Here is a 17,611-nt window from a genome sequence, read left to right on the forward strand (position 1 = left end):
CCGTGCGAGAGCCCAGGAGCTGTGCCATGCGAATGTATCTTTGCCTGTTTCTGGCCAGCCTGGCGTGCAGCGTTTATGCAGAGCCGGGTGCCGACCTGACCAAGGATCCGGCAGCGCTCAAGGCGCAATTGCAGGATTACTACTTTGACGCCGCTCGTCGCGGCGATGTGCCGATGCTCGAGACTTTCATCGAGGCGGGTTATTCCCTTGATACTCGCGACAGCAAGGGCTACACCGCGTTGATCCTGGCGGCTTACCACGGTCAGTCTGCGGCGGTAGAGCGCTTGCTCGGCGCCGGAGCCAATGCCTGCGCCCAGGACCTGCGTGGCAACACGGCGCTGATGGGGGCGATCTTCAAGGGCGAAGTGCAAATAGCCCGGCGACTGTTGGCGACCGATTGCAACCCGGAGCAGCGTAATGGCGCAGGCCAGACAGCGGCGATGTATGCGGGCCTGTTCAAACGGGTCGAGTTGCTCGACGCCCTGGCTGCCAAGGGTGCCGACCTGAATGCCGAGGATCCGCTGGGTAACAGCGCCGCGCGTCTGGCCGCGGGTGAAATCCGTACCCCGGCGCCGCGCTGATCGTGTCCAGCTGAGCTATCATCGCGGTTTTTTCCGGGAGTTCAGATGGCCAAGGCAAAGCGCATGTACGGCTGCACCGAATGCGGCTCGACCTTCCCCAAGTGGGCCGGCCAATGCGGTGAATGCGGGGCCTGGAACACCCTGACCGAAACCCTGGTGGAAAGTGGCGGTGCCGCTGCCCCCAGCGGTCGCACCGGCTGGGCCGGACAGCAGGCGCAGATCAAGACGCTGGCCGAAGTCAGTGTCGAAGAAATTCCACGCTTCTCCACCGCGTCCGGTGAGCTGGATCGGGTGCTCGGTGGCGGTCTGGTCGACGGCTCGGTGGTGTTGATCGGCGGTGATCCGGGGATCGGCAAGTCGACGATCCTTCTGCAAACCCTGTGCAACCTCGCGACCCGGATGCCGGCGCTGTATGTCACGGGCGAAGAGTCCCAGCAGCAAGTGGCCATGCGCGCTCGACGTCTGGGCTTGCCGCAGGATCAACTGCGAGTCATGACCGAAACCTGCATCGAAACCATCATCGCCACGGCTCGGGTGGAAAAGCCCAAGGTCATGGTGATCGACTCGATCCAGACGATTTTCACCGAACAACTGCAATCGGCGCCGGGCGGCGTATCGCAGGTTCGCGAAAGTGCAGCGCTGTTGGTGCGTTACGCGAAACAGAGCGGCACGGCGATTTTCCTCGTCGGCCACGTGACCAAAGAAGGCGCGTTGGCGGGGCCCCGAGTGCTGGAACACATGGTCGACACGGTGCTGTATTTCGAAGGCGAGTCGGATGGACGCTTGCGTCTGTTGCGAGCGGTGAAAAACCGCTTCGGTGCGGTCAACGAGTTGGGTGTGTTCGGTATGACCGACAAGGGTTTGAAGGAGGTCTCCAACCCTTCGGCGATTTTCCTCACACGCGCGCAGGAAGAAGTGCCGGGCAGCGTCGTGATGGCGACGTGGGAAGGCACGCGACCGATGCTGGTGGAAGTTCAGGCTCTGGTGGACGACAGCCACCTGGCCAACCCGCGCCGTGTCACCCTCGGTCTGGATCAGAATCGCCTGGCCATGCTGTTGGCGGTGCTGCACCGTCATGGAGGCATACCGACTCACGACCAGGACGTGTTCCTCAACGTGGTCGGCGGGGTCAAGGTGCTGGAGACGGCGTCCGATCTGGCGTTGATGGCAGCCGTGATGTCCAGCCTGCGCAATCGGCCATTGCCACATGATCTGTTGGTGTTTGGTGAGGTTGGCTTGTCTGGTGAAGTGCGGCCGGTGCCAAGCGGTCAGGAGCGCTTGAAGGAAGCCGCCAAGCACGGCTTCAAACGCGCCATCGTGCCCAAGGGCAATGCGCCGAAGGAAGCGCCTGCCGGGTTACGGATCATCGCGGTGACGCGACTGGAACAGGCCTTGGACGCGTTATTTGAATAAACCCAGCCCTTGTAGGAGCGGCCTGCGGCAGCTCCTACAAGAGTGGTCTAATGTGGATCAGCGCACCCAGCTCTCGCTCAAGTTCGGCCTGATCGCCCGTGTTGAGCTCGACCAGCCGCCGCAGTTTGCTGACAGACTCCAGATCGATGTACCGACAGACGAAGCCTAACTGGTGGTTATTGTCATGGGACAGTTGCACATCCATGCGGATCTCGGTGTCGCTGCTCAGGTGAATGTCGACCGAAAACATCTTCTCTTCGTCCCCAAACCAGGGCTCGGGACGTTCGATCAACAGGCCCTTGAGTGACAGGTCGAGCAGTTTCACCGCCCACCGATGCTCGCCTTGGCTGAGCTCGGTTTTGGCATCGAAGGCAATGCGTTTGAAGCGGCGGTGATTGGCGGGGTGGTCCCTCATGGCGCAATCCTCTGGGTGTTCGCTGACTATAGACCAGCATCCGCGCAGGCTGCCACTGTCGGTACGACTCTAGACCTAGGTCGGGGTATGGTCTTTGGCGCCAGTAGCGCTAAACTCGGGGTGGCTGTCTTTTTTGTCCACTCTGGCTGGAATCAAAAATGAAAAATAATAATAGCCTGCTACGCCACTTACCTTGGCTGGTGCTGGCAGTCGTAGGCGCGTGCGCCTTGGGAGTTGTGGCCCTGCGCCGCGGCGAAGCCATCAACGCCCTCTGGATCGTAGTCGCAGCAGTCGCCATTTATCTGGTCGCTTACCGTTACTACAGTCTGTTCATTGCCAATAATGTGATGCAGCTCAATCCGCTGCGAGCCACCCCCGCTGTCGTCAACAACGACGGTCTGGACTACGTGCCCACCAACAAACACATTCTTTTCGGTCACCACTTCGCGGCCATCGCGGGTGCTGGTCCGTTAGTCGGTCCAGTGTTGGCGGCGCAAATGGGTTACCTGCCCGGCACGCTCTGGCTGATCGCCGGCGTGGTGCTGGCCGGTGCCGTTCAGGACTTCATGGTCCTGTTCATGTCGACCCGCCGCAACGGTCGCTCCCTGGGCGACATGGTCCGTGAAGAAATGGGTCAGATCCCCGGGACCATCGCGCTGTTCGGCTGCTTCCTGATCATGATCATCATCCTCGCGGTGCTGGCGCTGATCGTGGTCAAGGCCCTGGCCGAAAGCCCGTGGGGTATTTTCACGGTGATGGCGACCATCCCGATCGCGATGTTCATGGGCGTGTACATGCGCTACATCCGCCCGGGCCGCATCGGTGAAATCTCCATCGTCGGCGTGCTGCTGTTGCTCGGCTCGATCTGGCTGGGCGGGCAGATCGCCGCTGATCCGGTCTGGGCCAAGGCCTTCTCCTTCACCGGGATCCAGATCACCTGGATGCTGATCGGCTACGGTTTCGTCGCGGCAGTATTGCCGGTCTGGCTGATCCTGGCGCCGCGTGACTACCTGTCGACCTTCCTCAAGATCGGTACCATTGTCGCCTTGGCGATTGGCATCCTGATCACCATGCCCGTGCTGAAAATGCCGGCACTGACCCAATTCATCGATGGCACCGGGCCGGTGTGGAAGGGCGGGTTGTTCCCGTTCCTGTTCATCACCATTGCCTGCGGCGCGGTCTCGGGTTTCCACGCGCTGATTGCCTCCGGGACTACTCCGAAACTGCTGGATAACGAAAGCAATGCCCGTTACATCGGTTACGGTGGCATGCTGATGGAGTCCTTCGTGGCCATCATGGCGATGGTGGCGGCTTCGGTGATCGAACCGGGCGTGTACTTCGCGATGAACAGCCCGGCGGCGATCGTCGGCGGTGAAGTGATGCAAGTCGCGCAAACCGTCAGCAGTTGGGGCTTTGCGATCACCCCGGAAGCCCTGCAAGCGGTGGCCAAGGACATCGGTGAAACCACCGTGCTGGCCCGTGCCGGCGGTGCGCCAACCCTGGCGGTCGGTATCGCGCAGATCCTGCACAGTGTTCTGCCGGGTGAAAACACCATGGCGTTCTGGTACCACTTCGCGATCCTGTTCGAAGCGCTGTTCATCCTGACGGCGGTCGACGCCGGCACCCGTGCCGGACGTTTCATGCTGCAGGATTTGCTCGGCTCCTTCGTTCCGGCGCTTAAACGCACCGAGTCCTGGACCGCCAACCTGATCGCGACCGCCGGTTGCGTGGCAATGTGGGGTTACCTGCTGTACCAAGGCGTGATCGACCCGTTGGGTGGCATCAACACCTTGTGGCCGCTGTTCGGTATCTCCAACCAGATGCTGGCCGGTATCGCGCTGATGCTCGGCACGGTGGTGCTGATCAAAATGAAACGCCAGCGCTACATCTGGGTGACCTTGCTGCCAGCCGCCTGGCTGCTGATCTGCACCACCACCGCAGGCTTCATCAAGCTGTTCGATGCCAACCCGGCGATCGGCTTCCTGTCGCTGGCCAAAAAATACAGCGATGCCCTGGCCAACGGTCAGATCCTCGCCCCGGCCAAGGACATCACGCAGATGCAGCACGTGATCTACAACGCCTACACCAACGCAACGCTGACGGCGCTGTTCCTGTTCGTGGTCTTCAGCATCCTGTTCTATGCGATCAAGGTCGGTATCTCCGCCTGGGGCAGCAAAGAACGCACGGACAAAGAATCGCCATTCCAGGCTATTCCAGAAGCGTAATCGAGGGTTGCAAGCATGTTCAATGACCTGAGTCGCCTCGGTAAATACCTCGGTCAGGCCGCGCGCCTGATGGTCGGCATGCCCGACTACGACACCTACGTCGAGCATATGCAAACCAAACACCCGGACAAACCGGTGATGAGCTACGAGGCGTTCTTTCGGGAGCGCCAGGAGGCTCGTTACGGTGGCAAGGGTGGGCCGAAGTGCTGTTGATGCATGAGGTCTAGGTAACACACGACTGTAGGAGCACAGCTTGCTGGCGATGGCGTCTTCAAGATCGCTATCGCCAGCAAGCTGTGCTCCTACAGTTTTTTCAGCGTTTGGGAGATCTTCTTTTGCTACCCCCTATCCCTGTTACGGTCCTCAGCGGTTTCCTCGGCGCCGGCAAAACCACACTGCTGCGTCACCTGCTCAAAGCCGAGCACGGCCTGAAAATCGCCGTGATCGAAAACGAATTCAGCGACGCCGGCATCGACACCCAACTCTTGGGCGATGAGCCGGTGCAAGTCATGACGCTGTCCAATGGCTGCGTCTGCTGCACCATTCACACCGACCTGACCAAGGCCCTGTACCTGTTGCTGGAACGTCTGGACAGCGGCGAAATCGCCTTCGACCGCCTGGTGATCGAATGCACCGGCCTGGCCGATCCGGCACCGGTGGCGCAGACCTTCTTCATCGATGAAGAGCTGCGCGAGCGCTACATCCTCGACGGCATCATCACCTTGGTCGATGCGGCTCACGCCGAGCAGCACTTGACCCAGACCATCGCCCAGGCGCAGATCGGCTTTGCCGACCGCTTGCTGGTGAGCAAGCGCGATCTGGTCGACGAAGTGACGTTCAGCGCGCTGAGCGAACGCCTGACCCGGATCAATCGTCGTGCGCCGATCCGCGTGGTTGAGCACGGCAAGATCGATCTGGCCGAGTTGCTCGACGTGCGTGGTTTCAACCTCAATGCCGACCTCGGCGGTGGTGTCAGCCTGCGCCCGGTGGGCAAGGCGCCGTCTATCGACCGCATCTCGAGCCTGGTGCTGCGGACCGACAAACCGCTGGATATCGACAAGCTCAGCGAATTCATGAACGAACTGCTGGAAGACCACGGCAAGCAACTGCTGCGCTACAAAGGCGTGTTGAACATCCTCGGCGAACCTCGGCGCATGGTGTTTCAGGGCGTACTGAAGTTGTACGGTTTTGACTGGGATACCGAGTGGGCCGAGGATGAAGGGCGCGAGAGCGTGATCGTGTTTATTGCCGATGAATTGCCGGAAGAGAAAATTCGCGCCGGGTTTGCGCGGGTGGCAGCTGAGTGAGGTCGGATATCTTCCGCGTGTTTGAGGCCGTCATCGCGGGCAAGCCTTGCTCCTACAAGGCGTAAGGCGTGCCCGCGATGGCGATCTAACCGGCGACGCTATCAGGGGCCGATTCCGGGCTCAGTAATTTCTTCTCAAGATGATCCAGATGCTCGGTCATCAGCCCCACGGCAGCCTTGGCGTCTCCGCGCTCTATCGCCTCGACAATCGCCGCATGCTCCTGCCACGCACAATGACTGGGCGACTGTTCTTCGTAGCAGGCGATAGCCAGCGATGTCAGCGGCACCAGGCTGCCGAGAAATTGTGCCAGCGGCGCGTTACCGGCGACGTGCGCCAACTGCAGGTGGAACTCACCCGACAGGCGAATCGCCGGCCCGCGTTGGTTCTGTTCGATACAGCGGCGTTCGCGTTCGATCAGTTCGCGTAACTGCGGCAGGTGCCGGGAAGTCGGTTGCTGACAGGCCAGTCGCACCAGGGTGGTTTCAGTCAGCCTGCGGGCGTGGAGTATCTGGCGGGTTTGTTCGGCATCGGGCGCCGCGACTTGCGGACGATGATTGGGCCGCAGGATGACCACCTGCTGATGGGACAAGCGCGCCAGCACCTGGCGGATGATACTGCGGCTGACCCCGAATGCCTGGCCAAGGCTTTCTTCTGTGAAGCGGCTGGCCGGGGCGATGCGTTGTTCGAGAATGGCGTCGAAAATCTGCGGATAGATGTCATCGACGCAACGCTTCTTTTCGCTCTGGCGGCGCAAGGGCAGGGCGGCGGAAATCGAGAAAACGGGATTCTTCAAGGCGTAGGAACTCATAGCCAGTCTCCAGTCCGGTTGCCGATAGGGGATTCTACAAACAGTTATTGGCCCAGATTGTCGTCCGGGATATTCAGTTCAATACCCATGCGCTGTCCTTCCTGAAGGATGTGCCGGCGCATTTCGGCGCTGGCCAGGGCGCTGTTTTTGCTGCGGATCGCGCGGACCACGGCTTCGTTTTCTTCCAGCCGCCCGGCCAAGTGTTCCGGGGAATTGCGTAGCATCTCGGCGCTCTGTTTGAGGGCGTTGCTGGTTTGCTGCACGACGTTCTGGAAAATCGGGTTCGAGGTCAGGGTGAACAGCTCTTCGTGGAACGCGATGTAGGCGTTCATTCCGGCTTCGCTGTCGTTGGCTTCGAGGGCTTCGCGCATGTCCATCAGCGTCAGGCGCAGTTGGCCGATTTCCTTGCTGCTGATGGACTGGGCAACCAACCCGACAATGAACGGTTCGAGGGTGTAACGCAGTTGCAGCACATCCTCGAGACTGGCGCCGGCTACGCCACTGTCGTTGGCTGGCGCGTCGTTCAGGTTGGCCTCCAGCACCACCACGCCTTTGCCGGGCATGGAGCGCACCAGGCCGAGGGTCTCCAGCACGATCACCGCTTCACGCAGGCTAGGCCGGCTGATACCCAGTTGTTCAGCCAGTTCGCGTTGCCCCGGCAACATGTCGCCCGAGCGCCACTGCCCGCGTGCCAAGGCGGCGCGGAGCTTTTCAACCACTGAATTTACAACTGTCGACGAGGTGATCACTGTTTGCTCCATGAGAGACGGTAAAACGCTCAATTGTTGTGCCTGCCAGTGACAGGCACAAGGTTCGGTCAAAATTCTTGCTGATGCGCCGGCGGTGCTGATTTACGTGACTGGAAGGTGTAGCCCTGCTCGCCGGACAGTACCTTGTTGGCACGCTGGACATCGATGTCTTTTTCCCAGCGTGCGATGGCCACGGTGGCGACGCAGTTACCGATCAGGTTGGTCAGTGCCCGGCCAATGCCCATGAACCAGTCCACCGCCAATACCAGCACCAGGCCCACCACCGGAATCGCCGGGATCGCGGTCAGGGTTGCCGCCAGAATCACCAGGGCCGAGCCGGGAATGCCGTGGGCACCTTTGGAGGTGATCAGCGAAACCAGCAGGATCGTCAGCAAATCGCTCATGGCCAGCGGTGTGCCGGTGGCGTTGGCGATGAACACGATGGCCAGGGTCAGGTAGATCGAAAAACCATCGAGGTTGAACGAGTAACCGGTGGGAATCACCAGGCCAACCGTCGAGCTGCCGATACCCAGGTGCTCCAGTTTGCGCATGATTTGCGGGAGCACGGCGTCGGAGGAGGCGGTGCCCAGGACGATCAGCAACTCTTCGCGCAAGTACTTGAGAAAGGGCAGCAGCCGCAGGCCGGAAAGGCGCATCACCAGACCCAGGATCAACGACACGAACACCGTGCACGTCAGGTAGAACAGGCCGATCAGGCTGCCCAGGTGTTGCAGGGAGTCCAGGCCATATTTGCTGGTGGTGAAAGCAATCGCACCAAACACACCAATTGGTGCCAGGCGCACGATCATGCCCATGATGCGGAAGATCACATGGCTGAGCTCGTTGATCAGTCGCGAGATTCCCGAGGCTGCTTCACCCACCAGGTTCAGTGCGCTGCCGAACAGGACCGAGAACAGCAGCACTTGCAGGATGTTGTTGTCGGCAAAGGCGCCAATCACCGAGGTCGGGATCAGGTCCATCAGAAATTGCGTGGTGGTGTGCATGTGCTGGCCGCGCTGGGCGATATCGCCCATGTCGGCGGTGGAAAGCTGATCCAGATGAATGTTCGCGCCGCTGCCGATGCCGGTGCTGAATGCGAACACCAGACCGATCACCAGGGCGATGGTGGTCAGCACTTCGAAGTAGATCACCGATTTGAGGCCGATGCGTCCGACCTTTTTCAGGTCGCCTGCGCCGGAAATACCGCTGACCACCACGCAGAACACGATCAGGCCGATAAGCATTTTGATCAGTTTGATGAAGCCGTCGCCGAGGGGTTTTAACTGGGCGGAGTATTCGGGAAGGGTCAGTCCGCAGATGATGCCGAGCACCAGTCCAAGGACAACTTGAAGGAAGATTGAGCGCGAGCACCATCTGAGCATGGGAGGAATCCTGGTGAGTGTCCTGGGTGCCGTGCGCTGTGCGCATCAGATTCAGGACTTAATTATTGTGGTCTTACCGGTATGTCCAGTGCAGGCGCAGTTTAGGCGCTGTTTTCAGAGGGCTGCAAGCGGAAAATGACGAATTGGCTTTACCGGTCTTACCAGTTGTGCGGTAAGGGCCGATCTTGAGCGGTTTTGCAGGCGAAAAAAAACCGGCCATCTCTGGCCGGTTTCTTTTTGCTGCGGTTAAGCGGGCTGATTAAGCGCCGTATACCGGCAGCTTCTTGCAGATGGCCTTGACCTTCTCGCGAACGGCATCGATCACCGCTTCGTTGGAAAGGTCAGCCAGGATGTCGCAGATCCAGCCGGCCAGCTCTTTGCACTCAGCCTCTTTGAAGCCGCGAGTGGTCACAGCCGGAGTACCGAAGCGCAGGCCGGAGGTGACGAACGGGGAGCGTGGATCGTTTGGAACCGAGTTCTTGTTCACGGTGATGAACGCTTTGCCCAGAGCGGCGTCGGCGTCTTTACCGGAGATTTCCTGCTTGATCAGCGACAGCAGGAACAGGTGGTTTTCAGTACCGCCGGAGACCACGTCAAAGCCGCGCTCGATGAACACGCCGGCCATGGCCTGGGCGTTCTTGACCACTTGTTGCTGGTAGGCCTTGAACTCAGGCTGCAACGCTTCCTTGAAGCAGATCGCTTTAGCGGCGATCACGTGTTCCAGTGGGCCGCCTTGGGCGCCCGGGAATACCGCGGAGTTCAGTTTCTTCTCGATGTCGGCGTTGGCGCGAGCCAGGATCAGGCCGCCACGTGGACCGCGCAGGGTCTTGTGGGTCGTGGTGGTGACCACGTCAGCGAATGGCACCGGGTTCGGGTAGACGCCAGCAGCGACCAGACCGGCTACGTGAGCCATGTCGACGAACAGGTAGGCGCCAACCTTGTCAGCGATTTCACGGAAGCGCGGGAAGTCGAGGATCTGCGAGTAGGCAGAGAAACCGGCCACGATCATTTTTGGCTTGTGCTCAACAGCCAGACGCTCGACTTCGTCGTAGTCGATCAGGCCGTTGCTGTCGATACCGTACTGAACGGCGTTGTACAGCTTGCCGGAGGAGGAAACACTGGCGCCGTGGGTCAGGTGACCGCCGTGGGCCAGGCTCATGCCCAGGATGGTGTCGCCCGCTTGCAGCAGGGCCAGGTAAACGGCGCTGTTGGCTTGCGAGCCGGCGTGTGGCTGAACGTTGGCGTAATCGGCGCCGAACAGTTGTTTGGCACGGTCGATGGCCAGTTGCTCAACCACGTCGACGTACTCGCAACCGCCGTAGTAGCGCTTGCCTGGGTAGCCTTCGGCGTACTTGTTGGTCAGAACCGAGCCTTGAGCTTCCATCACCGCTGGGCTGGTGTAGTTTTCCGAAGCGATCAGCTCAATGTGTTCTTCCTGGCGCTGAGCTTCTTGCTCCATGGCGGCAAAAAGGTCGGCGTCGTACTTGGCAATAGTCAAATCACGGCTGAACATGGCGGTCCTCAAGGATCGGGGGGGCAGAAAAGGAAAGCATTCTAACCCAATGGGTTTTGTCTGGCATATGAAAGGACATCATGTCGCAGACAAGTGGTGTTCATGAGCCATTGGGGCGACGAATAACGCCTGTGGCGAGGGAGCTTGCTCCCGCTGGATTGCGAAGCGATCCCAAAATGGGTGAATGTGGTGTGTCAGGTGCAGCACGGTTGTGGTTTTGCGGCTGCTTCGCCCGAGCGCGGACCGGCCGGCGGGAGCAAGCTCCCTCGCCACAAGGATTTCAGTCAAACATGAACAACGCATCATTGCTGAACTGCGCTTCGAAACGCGCCGCCGGCATCGGGCGGCCAAACAGATAACCCTGCACCTCGTCGCAGCCGTGTTCACGCAGGAAGTCGAGCTGTTCGTGGGTTTCCACGCCTTCGGCGATCACCGCCAGGTTCAGGCTATGGGCCATGGCGATGATCGCCCGGGCAATCTGCGCGTCCTGTTCGCCGGACGGCAGGCCGTCGACGAAGGTCCGGTCGATTTTCAGCACGTCGATCGGGAACTGCTTCAAGTAGTTCAGTGATGAATAGCCGGTGCCGAAGTCGTCGACCGCGATGCTCAGGCCGAGGTTTTTCAGCCCGGCGAGAATCTGCATGGCTTCGCTGACTTCACGCATCAGGATACTTTCGGTCAGCTCCAGCTCCAGGCAAGCCGGTGGCAGGCCCGTGTCCTTGAGGATGGTGGCGATGCGCGTGCCAAGCTGGCCGTCGGAGAATTGCCGTGCAGAGATGTTCACCGAGACTTTCGGGACGCGGACCTTGGCCTGGTGCCAGGTTTTGAGCTGACGGCAGGCCTCGCTGATCACCCAGTCACCGACATCCACCACCAGTCCAAGCTCTTCGAGCACTGGAATGAAGTCTCCCGGTGGCACCAGTCCGCGACGTGGATGCCGCCAGCGCAGCAGGGCTTCGGCGCCGGTCAGGCGTTTACCGTCGCCGCTGAATTGCGGCTGGTAGTACAGAACGAATTCATTTTGCTCAAGGGCGTGGCGCAGGTCGCTTTCCAGTTCCAGGCGCTCCAGGGCGCTGGCGTTCATGTCCGCCTGATAGAACTGGAAGTTGTTCTTGCCGCGCTCCTTGGCGTGGTACATCGCCGTATCGGCGTTCTTCATCAACTGACTCAGTTCATTGCCGTCCTGCGGACTCAAGGCGATGCCGATGCTGGCGGTGACAAAGAACTCGCGGCCTTCGAGGACAAACGGCTTCACCAGGCTGGCAAGGATTTGCTCGGCGACATGAATCGCCCGGTTCAGCGCGATCTCGCGGCTGGCACGCGGTTGCAGGAGCAAGGTGAACTCATCGCCGCCCATGCGCGCCACCGTGTCGTCATCGTCGACGCAAGCGAGCAGGCGGGTCGCCATTTCCTTGAGCATGCGGTCGCCGGCGGCGTGGCCGAGGGAGTCGTTGATCGGCTTGAAACGGTCGAGATCGAGGAACATCAGCACGACCCACGACTTCTGCCGCTCCGCCGATTGCAGCGCGGTGTGCAACCGGTCCTGGAACAAGGTGCGGTTGGGCAGGTGGGTCAGGGCGTCGTAGTAGGCGAGGCGGTGAATCCGCTGTTCGCTGGCCTTGCGCTCGCTGATGTCACTGAAAAAGCACACGTAGCTGGCGAGGTCGCCTTCGTCATCGAGTACTGCCGTAATGCCGACCCACGCCGGGTAGTGTTCACCGTTGCGGCGCTTGAGCCAGACTTCGCCTTCCCAGGTGCTGTGCTGGTGCAATTGCTTGAGCACATAGCGCAGGTGGGCTTCCTGCTGGTCATCGACGGTCAGCATGTTCGGCAACTGGTCCAGGACCTGCGCCACTTCGTAACCGCTGACGCGGCTGAAGGCTTCGTTGGCCTGCACGATGTAGCCGGCCGGGTCGGTGATCAGAATCGCCGACGTCGAGTGCTCGAAAACCGTGGCCGCCATGCGCAGGTCTTTCTCGGCGCGGCGCTGCTGGCTGATATCGCGACCGACCCCGAGCACACCTTCGAACGCGCCATGTTCATCCCAGACCAGGACCAGGCGCAGTTCGATCGGGATCTTGCGCCCGTCGGCGCGCAAGCAGTCGAACAGGAACAGCTGGGTTTGCACCTGGCTGCGCAGTTGCGCCAGTTGCTCGGGTTTATCCAGGGCTTTGCTGACCCGGTCCATCAGGCTGTAGATGCCGGTCAATTGTTGCGGGTTGGCGATGGTTGATTGCCAGCCATTCTGGAAGATCCAGTCAACGTCATAGCCGAGCACGGCGTTCACCGACGGGCTGACGTAATTGAGCGAGAGTTTGCTGTCGGTGGAGAAAATCACGTCGCTGATGCTTTCAGCGAGCATCCGGTAACGCTGCTCGCTGTCGCGCAAGGATTCGCTGGCTTCGATCTGATCGGTAATGTCTTTGGCCACGCCAATGATGCGGGTGACCTGGTCATGTTTGTCCCGCGCCAGCGCCTGTTCGCGGATTTCGAAACGCCGCCATTTGCCGTCGCGGTGACGGAAGCGCAACTGGCACTGCATCAGTTGGGTGTAACCGGCCTGGCGCTGTTCCTGCCGCAAGCGGTGGTAGTGATCGGCATCTTCGGGGTGCAGCAGAATCTCCCAGAAGTATTCGCCCATCTGGTGCAGTTCGGTTTTGCTGTAACCCAGCGTCTGGCCCAGGTGGTGGTTACTGAAAATCATCCGCTGGCTGATCACGTCCTGTACGTAGAGATGATCGGGGACGGTACGCACGACATCCGACCAGAAACCTTCACGCTCCAGCAGCGACAACTCGACAATTTTACGGCTGGTGATATCGCTGATGCTGAGGATCACCGCTTTGGCGTCGTGCTGTGCTTGCGGCAAATGCAATACCAGCCACAGATGCTGGTCGCGGCCCTGGGTGTCCCTGAGCTTGATCTCCAGTTCCAGCTGTTTCTGCTGGTTGAGCACGGCATCGAGCAACTGGTTGCCGATAGCGTTGCCATCCAGTGGCCCGCCTTCGATCAACAGCTTCCAGGCTTGCTCGCTGGACTGGACGTTGAGCAGGTGCAAGGCGACCTGGTTGACCTCGGTGATGCGCAACTCCTGTAGCAACTGTCGGCGTTGTTCGGGGTTTTCCAGCCACCGCTGCAATTGCTCGCTGGTGTGCAGTTGCGCCTTGTCGAGGCAGGCTTTGAGTCCGGAGAGATCCAGTACACAGAGCGCAACACCGGTGCCGTCGAAAATGTCCCGATAGCGCCGACGTCCGTCGTGCACCTGACGCTGGCGTCGGCGCATATTCAACAATGCGATGAGTGGTAACAGCGAGAAGGCCAAACCCAGCAGGCATTTGCCGATAAACACCGGCAGCAGTTGTTCGAACACTCGTTGCCGGTCAAACAGCCCGCGTAATTGCCAGTCGCTGTTACTGAGGGGGACGACCAGTACGCTGTTCGCCAGGTCATTGGCGTTTACCGTGTCCGGTTTGTTCGAGGGTAATCCGTCGTCGCGGCTGACGATCTGTTGGTTGATGCGGTTTTCCACCACCCACAGCGGACGGATTCCTGTGTCACTCTGCTTGGTCAGTGAAGAGAAAAACGTCGGCCGCAGGCGCAAGACCCAGTAGTCGCGCGTGCTGCCGCTGGCCTGGTGCAGCAACAGGTTCACCACCGAGCCGTCGTTGGCGTTGCTGAAGTAATGCACCTGCGCGTGACTGCGCCGGACCAGCTCGCTCAGGTAGCCGGCATCCTGGCTGTCGCTGGCGCTGTCACTGAGGATTTTCCCCGAGGGGCTGAGCAGCGCGAGGCTGAGTAAATCAGGTAGCGATTGCTGCAGTTTGCGCAGCAGCGCCTGTTGCTGATCAACGGTCTGCGGTTTTTCGACGATCGGTAGCAGATTCAGTGCGATCTGGGCGTTGAGCGTCATGTTCAGGCTGACTTGCGCGGCCAGATCGGCAGTGTAGTCAATGGTGTACTGGCGCTGGCTGTTCTGGGTTTCGCTCAGTTGGTCGAATAATTGCCAAAGCAGCAGTCCGATCAACAGTAGGACAAGCGTCGCCAATGCACCTTTCAAGGTGCCGCGCAGGGGCGATCCGGTCGCAGAACTCAGTGCGCTCACGGACGAAGGCGGAGTGACATTGGACAAACTGTGATCCTGCGGTTTGGCTGGATTGGCGCGACGTGCACTATAAGCCGGACGCCCGGAGGGCGGCTAGCATGCCTTGAGTTGTGGCAAAGTGCCAGCCCCTCTCGGCTGGACTGCCTTCCGTCATTAAGGTAGCTTTGCCGGTTACGCGGGAGCGTTCCAGCTCTTAGACTCAGGCTTTTTTCGCGCGCACGTATTGATAGCAATCAATCGCAGGCGGCGCGTATGGCCTGGCCCGGGCTTCGCCCGTGCTTATATTCATCAGTCACTGACCCTAGGTTCTCCATGGCTCAATACGTCTTCACCATGCATCGGCTGGGCAAAGTTGTTCCGCCGAAGCGGGAAATCCTGAAAAACATTTCGCTGTCGTTCTTCCCGGGCGCCAAGATCGGCGTGCTCGGCCTCAACGGCTCGGGTAAATCCACACTGTTGAAAATCATGGCTGGCGTCGACACCGAGTTCGACGGCGAAGCCCGTCCGATGCCGGAACTGAACATCGGCTACCTGCCGCAAGAACCGCTGCTGGATCCGACCAAGACCGTGCGTGACGTGGTCGAGGAAGCGGTCAGCGTGATCAAGGACGCGCAAGCTCGCCTGGATCAGGTCTACGCCGAATACGCCGACCCGGATGCCGACTTCGACAAACTGGCCGCCGAACAGGCCAAGCTCGAAGCCATCCTGCAGGCGGGCGACGGTCACAACCTGGATCGCCAGCTGGAAGTCGCCGCCGACGCGCTGCGTCTGCCGGCCTGGGATGCGAAGATCGAACACCTGTCCGGTGGTGAAAAGCGTCGTGTGGCCCTGTGCCGCCTGCTGCTGTCCGCCCCGGACATGCTGCTGCTCGACGAGCCAACCAACCACCTGGACGCCGACTCCGTGGCCTGGCTGGAGCATTTCCTGCACGACTTCCCGGGTACCGTGGTTGCGATCACGCACGACCGTTACTTCCTGGACAACGTTGCTGGCTGGATTCTGGAACTCGACCGCGGCGCCGGTATTCCTTACGAGGGCAACTATTCGGGCTGGCTTGAAGCCAAGTCCGACCGTCTGGCCGCCGAATCCAAGCAGCAGTCGGCCCATGAAAAGGCCATGAAGGAAGAGCTGGAGTGGGTGCGCAAAGGCGCCAAGGCCCGTCAGTCGAAATCCAAGGCGCGTCTGCAACGCTTCGAAGAAATGCAATCGCAGGAATTCCAGAAGCGCAGCGAAACCAACGAGATCTATATCCCGGCCGGTCCTCGCCTAGGCGACAAAGTCATCGAATTCAAGAACGTTACCAAGGGCTATGGCGATCGCGTGTTGATCGACAACCTGTCGTTCTCCATGCCTAAAGGCGCCATCGTTGGCGTGATTGGTGGTAACGGTGCGGGTAAATCCACACTGTTCCGCATGCTGATGGGCAAGGAACAACCGGATTCGGGCAGCATCGAAGTCGGTGAAACCGTGCAACTGGCCTGCGTTGACCAGAGCCGTGAAGACCTGGACGGCAGCAAGACTGTGTTCCAGCAGATCTCCGACGGTTCCGACCAGATCCGCATCGGCAACTACGAGATCCCGTCGCGCACCTACGTGGGTCGCTTCAACTTCAAGGGCGGCGATCAGCAGAAGTTCGTCAAGGACTTGTCCGGTGGTGAGCGTGGCCGCTTGCACCTGGCCCTGACCCTGAAAGAGGGCGGCAACGTCCTGCTGCTCGACGAACCGTCCAACGACCTCGACGTTGAAACCCTGCGTTCGCTGGAAGAAGCCCTGCTGGACTTCCCGGGCGCCGCCATTGTGATCTCTCACGATCGGTGGTTCCTTGACCGCGTCGCGACTCACATCCTGGCGTACGAAGACGACTCGCAAGCGGTGTTCTTCGAAGGTAACTACACCGAGTACGAAGCCGACCGCAAAAAGCGTCTTGGCGATGCCGCTTCCCAGCCACACCGGGTACGTCACAAGAAACTGGCCTGATCGGCTGGTTGCATGAAAAACGGAGCCTTCGGGCTCCGTTTTTTTTTGCGTGAGCTTTCTCTGGCTCTGGGCGCGGTTCAGTTCGGTTCGATGCGGATGATTTCGATCAACTGATCGCCGGCGGGTCGTTGCCAGAGCACTTCGTCATTCAGCTGTGCGCCGAGCAGCGCACGTCCCAGCGGCGAACTCCAGTTGATCAGGCCTTTGGCGGCATTGGCCTGATCTTCGCCAACCAGTTGCACGCGTCGTTCGGTGCCCCGTTCATCGGCGTAGGTCACCCAACTGCCAATCTGGACCTTCTTGGTGGAAGTGGCCGGTGGCACCACTTGAGCGCTTTGCAGGCGTTGCTTGAAGTAACGCAGATCACGCTCGAGATCGGCCAGCCACTGTGGGTCAGCCTCCTCGCGGGCCGATTGTTCGCCGTGCTGGTTTTGCAACTCGGCGACTTTGGCCTGCAGCAGGGCGAGGCCTTCGGGCGTGACGTAGTTGGGCTGCGTGCTGACCTGGCGTTCTACCGGCTGGTCGGCTTGTGGGGTGGCGTTATCTTCATTGACGAAAGCGCGGCTCATGGCGGTTCTCCCTGAATGGGGTTTTGGCCATCGTCGCAGGCTTCTGGTTTCCAAGGTTGTCCGAAAACGACCTGCTGCGAGCGATAGCCCCTTGCTACACCCGTGGAAGGGTGCTGATCAATCCATCGTCGTGGTTGCAAGGTGAGCGTGTTCAGCCAGTTCCTGTTCGATGAACGCGGCGATCATGGCTCGATACACCTGCTCGATGACCTGCGGGTTGGCACCGACCTCTTCAGCCAGTGCCCGGACTTTGGCGATGACCTGTTCAACACGCTGCGGTGCTTTCACCGCGTCGCTGTCTTTCTTGAAGCGGGCGGCCTGCGACACATAAGCGCCGCGCGCGGCCAACAGGCTGACAATTTGCCGATCCAGCCGGTCAATGTTTTCGCGTGCTTCCTCGAGGGAGCGGCAGTTGGCATCCATGTAGTTTGAGCTCCTTGTATAAACATAGTCTTTAACGTCGGGGGATTCACACTCCCCTTGTAGGAATACAGCTTGCTGGCGATGCAGGCTCCTCGGTCTGCCAGTAGAACGGCAGTGATCCCTTCGCCAGCAAGCTGTGCTCCTACA

General features: G+C 60.1%; 14 protein-coding genes. 6 read left to right on the top strand and 8 right to left on the bottom strand.

The window, feature by feature from the left end; translation table 11 throughout:
- Positions 1 to 26: 26 nt before the first annotated feature.
- Together AO353_RS13975 and radA are read left to right on the top strand one after the other, a co-directional pair.
- Positions 27 to 581, top strand: coding sequence for an ankyrin repeat domain-containing protein (locus tag AO353_RS13975; RefSeq protein WP_054595495.1), 555 nt, complete (start codon positions 27 to 29; stop codon positions 579 to 581).
- A gap of 45 nt (positions 582 to 626) precedes the next feature.
- A complete protein-coding gene (gene radA, locus AO353_RS13980; protein WP_019691594.1) occupies positions 627 to 1,994 on the top strand; it encodes a DNA repair protein RadA in 1,368 nt (455 codons plus the stop codon).
- 34 nt (positions 1,995 to 2,028) lie between these two features.
- Here the strand turns inward: radA and AO353_RS13985 are convergent, their stop codons facing one another.
- Positions 2,029 to 2,409: a PilZ domain-containing protein gene (locus AO353_RS13985; RefSeq protein WP_054595496.1), complete on the bottom strand. Its 381-nt coding sequence runs from the start codon at positions 2,407 to 2,409 to the stop codon at positions 2,029 to 2,031.
- Positions 2,410 to 2,567: 158 nt separating this feature from the next.
- Here AO353_RS13985 and AO353_RS13990 point away from each other — a divergent pair, with 158 nt between their 5' ends.
- The 3 genes from AO353_RS13990 to yjiA all read left to right on the top strand — a co-directional run bounded on the left by AO353_RS13990 (position 2,568) and on the right by yjiA (position 5,941).
- Positions 2,568 to 4,634, top strand: coding sequence for a carbon starvation CstA family protein (locus AO353_RS13990; RefSeq protein ID WP_054595497.1), 2,067 nt, complete (start codon positions 2,568 to 2,570; stop codon positions 4,632 to 4,634).
- Between the two features lie 15 nt (positions 4,635 to 4,649).
- Positions 4,650 to 4,847, top strand: a complete 198-nt coding sequence (locus AO353_RS13995; protein ID WP_010448516.1) for a YbdD/YjiX family protein — start codon at positions 4,650 to 4,652, stop codon at positions 4,845 to 4,847.
- A gap of 122 nt (positions 4,848 to 4,969) precedes the next feature.
- Positions 4,970 to 5,941, top strand: coding sequence for a GTPase (gene yjiA, locus AO353_RS14000; RefSeq protein ID WP_054595498.1), 972 nt, complete (start codon positions 4,970 to 4,972; stop codon positions 5,939 to 5,941).
- An 85-nt stretch (positions 5,942 to 6,026) separates the two neighbouring features.
- Here yjiA and AO353_RS14005 read toward each other — a convergent pair whose 3' ends face one another.
- From AO353_RS14005 to AO353_RS14025, 5 genes are all read right to left on the bottom strand, one after another.
- The gene (locus AO353_RS14005) at positions 6,027 to 6,749 is read right to left on the bottom strand and encodes a GntR family transcriptional regulator (RefSeq protein ID WP_054595499.1); all 723 of its coding nucleotides are present in this window, start codon (positions 6,747 to 6,749) and stop codon (positions 6,027 to 6,029) included.
- A 44-nt stretch (positions 6,750 to 6,793) separates the two neighbouring features.
- A complete protein-coding gene (locus AO353_RS14010) occupies positions 6,794 to 7,498 on the bottom strand; it encodes a FadR/GntR family transcriptional regulator (RefSeq protein WP_054598230.1) in 705 nt (234 codons plus the stop codon).
- Positions 7,499 to 7,566: 68 nt separating this feature from the next.
- Positions 7,567 to 8,880 carry a C4-dicarboxylate transporter DctA gene (locus AO353_RS14015; RefSeq protein WP_019691600.1) on the bottom strand — a complete coding sequence of 438 codons (1,314 nt, stop codon included), beginning with the start codon at positions 8,878 to 8,880 and terminating at the stop codon, positions 7,567 to 7,569.
- Positions 8,881 to 9,139: 259 nt separating this feature from the next.
- The gene (gene glyA / locus AO353_RS14020; RefSeq protein ID WP_054595500.1) at positions 9,140 to 10,393 is read right to left on the bottom strand and encodes a serine hydroxymethyltransferase; all 1,254 of its coding nucleotides are present in this window, start codon (positions 10,391 to 10,393) and stop codon (positions 9,140 to 9,142) included.
- A gap of 280 nt (positions 10,394 to 10,673) precedes the next feature.
- Positions 10,674 to 14,522: an EAL and GGDEF domain-containing protein gene (locus AO353_RS14025; protein ID WP_054595501.1), complete on the bottom strand. Its 3,849-nt coding sequence runs from the start codon at positions 14,520 to 14,522 to the stop codon at positions 10,674 to 10,676.
- A 285-nt stretch (positions 14,523 to 14,807) separates the two neighbouring features.
- Between AO353_RS14025 and ettA the strand changes: the two genes are divergently transcribed.
- Entirely contained in the window at positions 14,808 to 16,472 is a 1,665-nt protein-coding gene (ettA, locus tag AO353_RS14030) for an energy-dependent translational throttle protein EttA (RefSeq protein ID WP_054595502.1), read from the top strand.
- A 77-nt stretch (positions 16,473 to 16,549) separates the two neighbouring features.
- On the opposite strand, the gene AO353_RS14035 is transcribed toward ettA, so the two are convergent.
- Positions 16,550 to 17,041, bottom strand: a complete 492-nt coding sequence (locus tag AO353_RS14035) for a GreA/GreB family elongation factor (protein WP_054595503.1) — start codon at positions 17,039 to 17,041, stop codon at positions 16,550 to 16,552.
- 117 nt (positions 17,042 to 17,158) lie between these two features.
- Positions 17,159 to 17,464, bottom strand: coding sequence for a chorismate mutase (locus tag AO353_RS14040; protein WP_054595504.1), 306 nt, complete (start codon positions 17,462 to 17,464; stop codon positions 17,159 to 17,161).
- Positions 17,465 to 17,611: the final 147 nt, after the last annotated feature.

Origin of the sequence: Pseudomonas fluorescens, assembly GCF_001307155.1 — a bacterium.
Classification (GTDB): domain Bacteria; phylum Pseudomonadota; class Gammaproteobacteria; order Pseudomonadales; family Pseudomonadaceae; genus Aquipseudomonas; species Aquipseudomonas helvetica.

Coding starts and splice junctions, on each gene's coding strand:
- radA (WP_019691594.1), top strand. CDS start 627: ATGGCCAAGGCAAAGCGCATGTACGGCTGCACCGAATGCGGCTCGACC.
- ettA (WP_054595502.1), top strand. CDS start 14,808: ATGGCTCAATACGTCTTCACCATGCATCGGCTGGGCAAAGTTGTTCCG.
- glyA (WP_054595500.1), bottom strand. CDS start 10,393: ATGTTCAGCCGTGATTTGACTATTGCCAAGTACGACGCCGACCTTTTT.
- AO353_RS14005 (WP_054595499.1), bottom strand. CDS start 6,749: ATGAGTTCCTACGCCTTGAAGAATCCCGTTTTCTCGATTTCCGCCGCC.
- AO353_RS13990 (WP_054595497.1), top strand. CDS start 2,568: ATGAAAAATAATAATAGCCTGCTACGCCACTTACCTTGGCTGGTGCTG.
- AO353_RS13995 (WP_010448516.1), top strand. CDS start 4,650: ATGTTCAATGACCTGAGTCGCCTCGGTAAATACCTCGGTCAGGCCGCG.
- AO353_RS13985 (WP_054595496.1), bottom strand. CDS start 2,409: ATGAGGGACCACCCCGCCAATCACCGCCGCTTCAAACGCATTGCCTTC.
- AO353_RS14015 (WP_019691600.1), bottom strand. CDS start 8,880: ATGCTCAGATGGTGCTCGCGCTCAATCTTCCTTCAAGTTGTCCTTGGA.
- AO353_RS14035 (WP_054595503.1), bottom strand. CDS start 17,041: ATGAGCCGCGCTTTCGTCAATGAAGATAACGCCACCCCACAAGCCGAC.
- AO353_RS13975 (WP_054595495.1), top strand. CDS start 27: ATGCGAATGTATCTTTGCCTGTTTCTGGCCAGCCTGGCGTGCAGCGTT.
- AO353_RS14040 (WP_054595504.1), bottom strand. CDS start 17,464: ATGGATGCCAACTGCCGCTCCCTCGAGGAAGCACGCGAAAACATTGAC.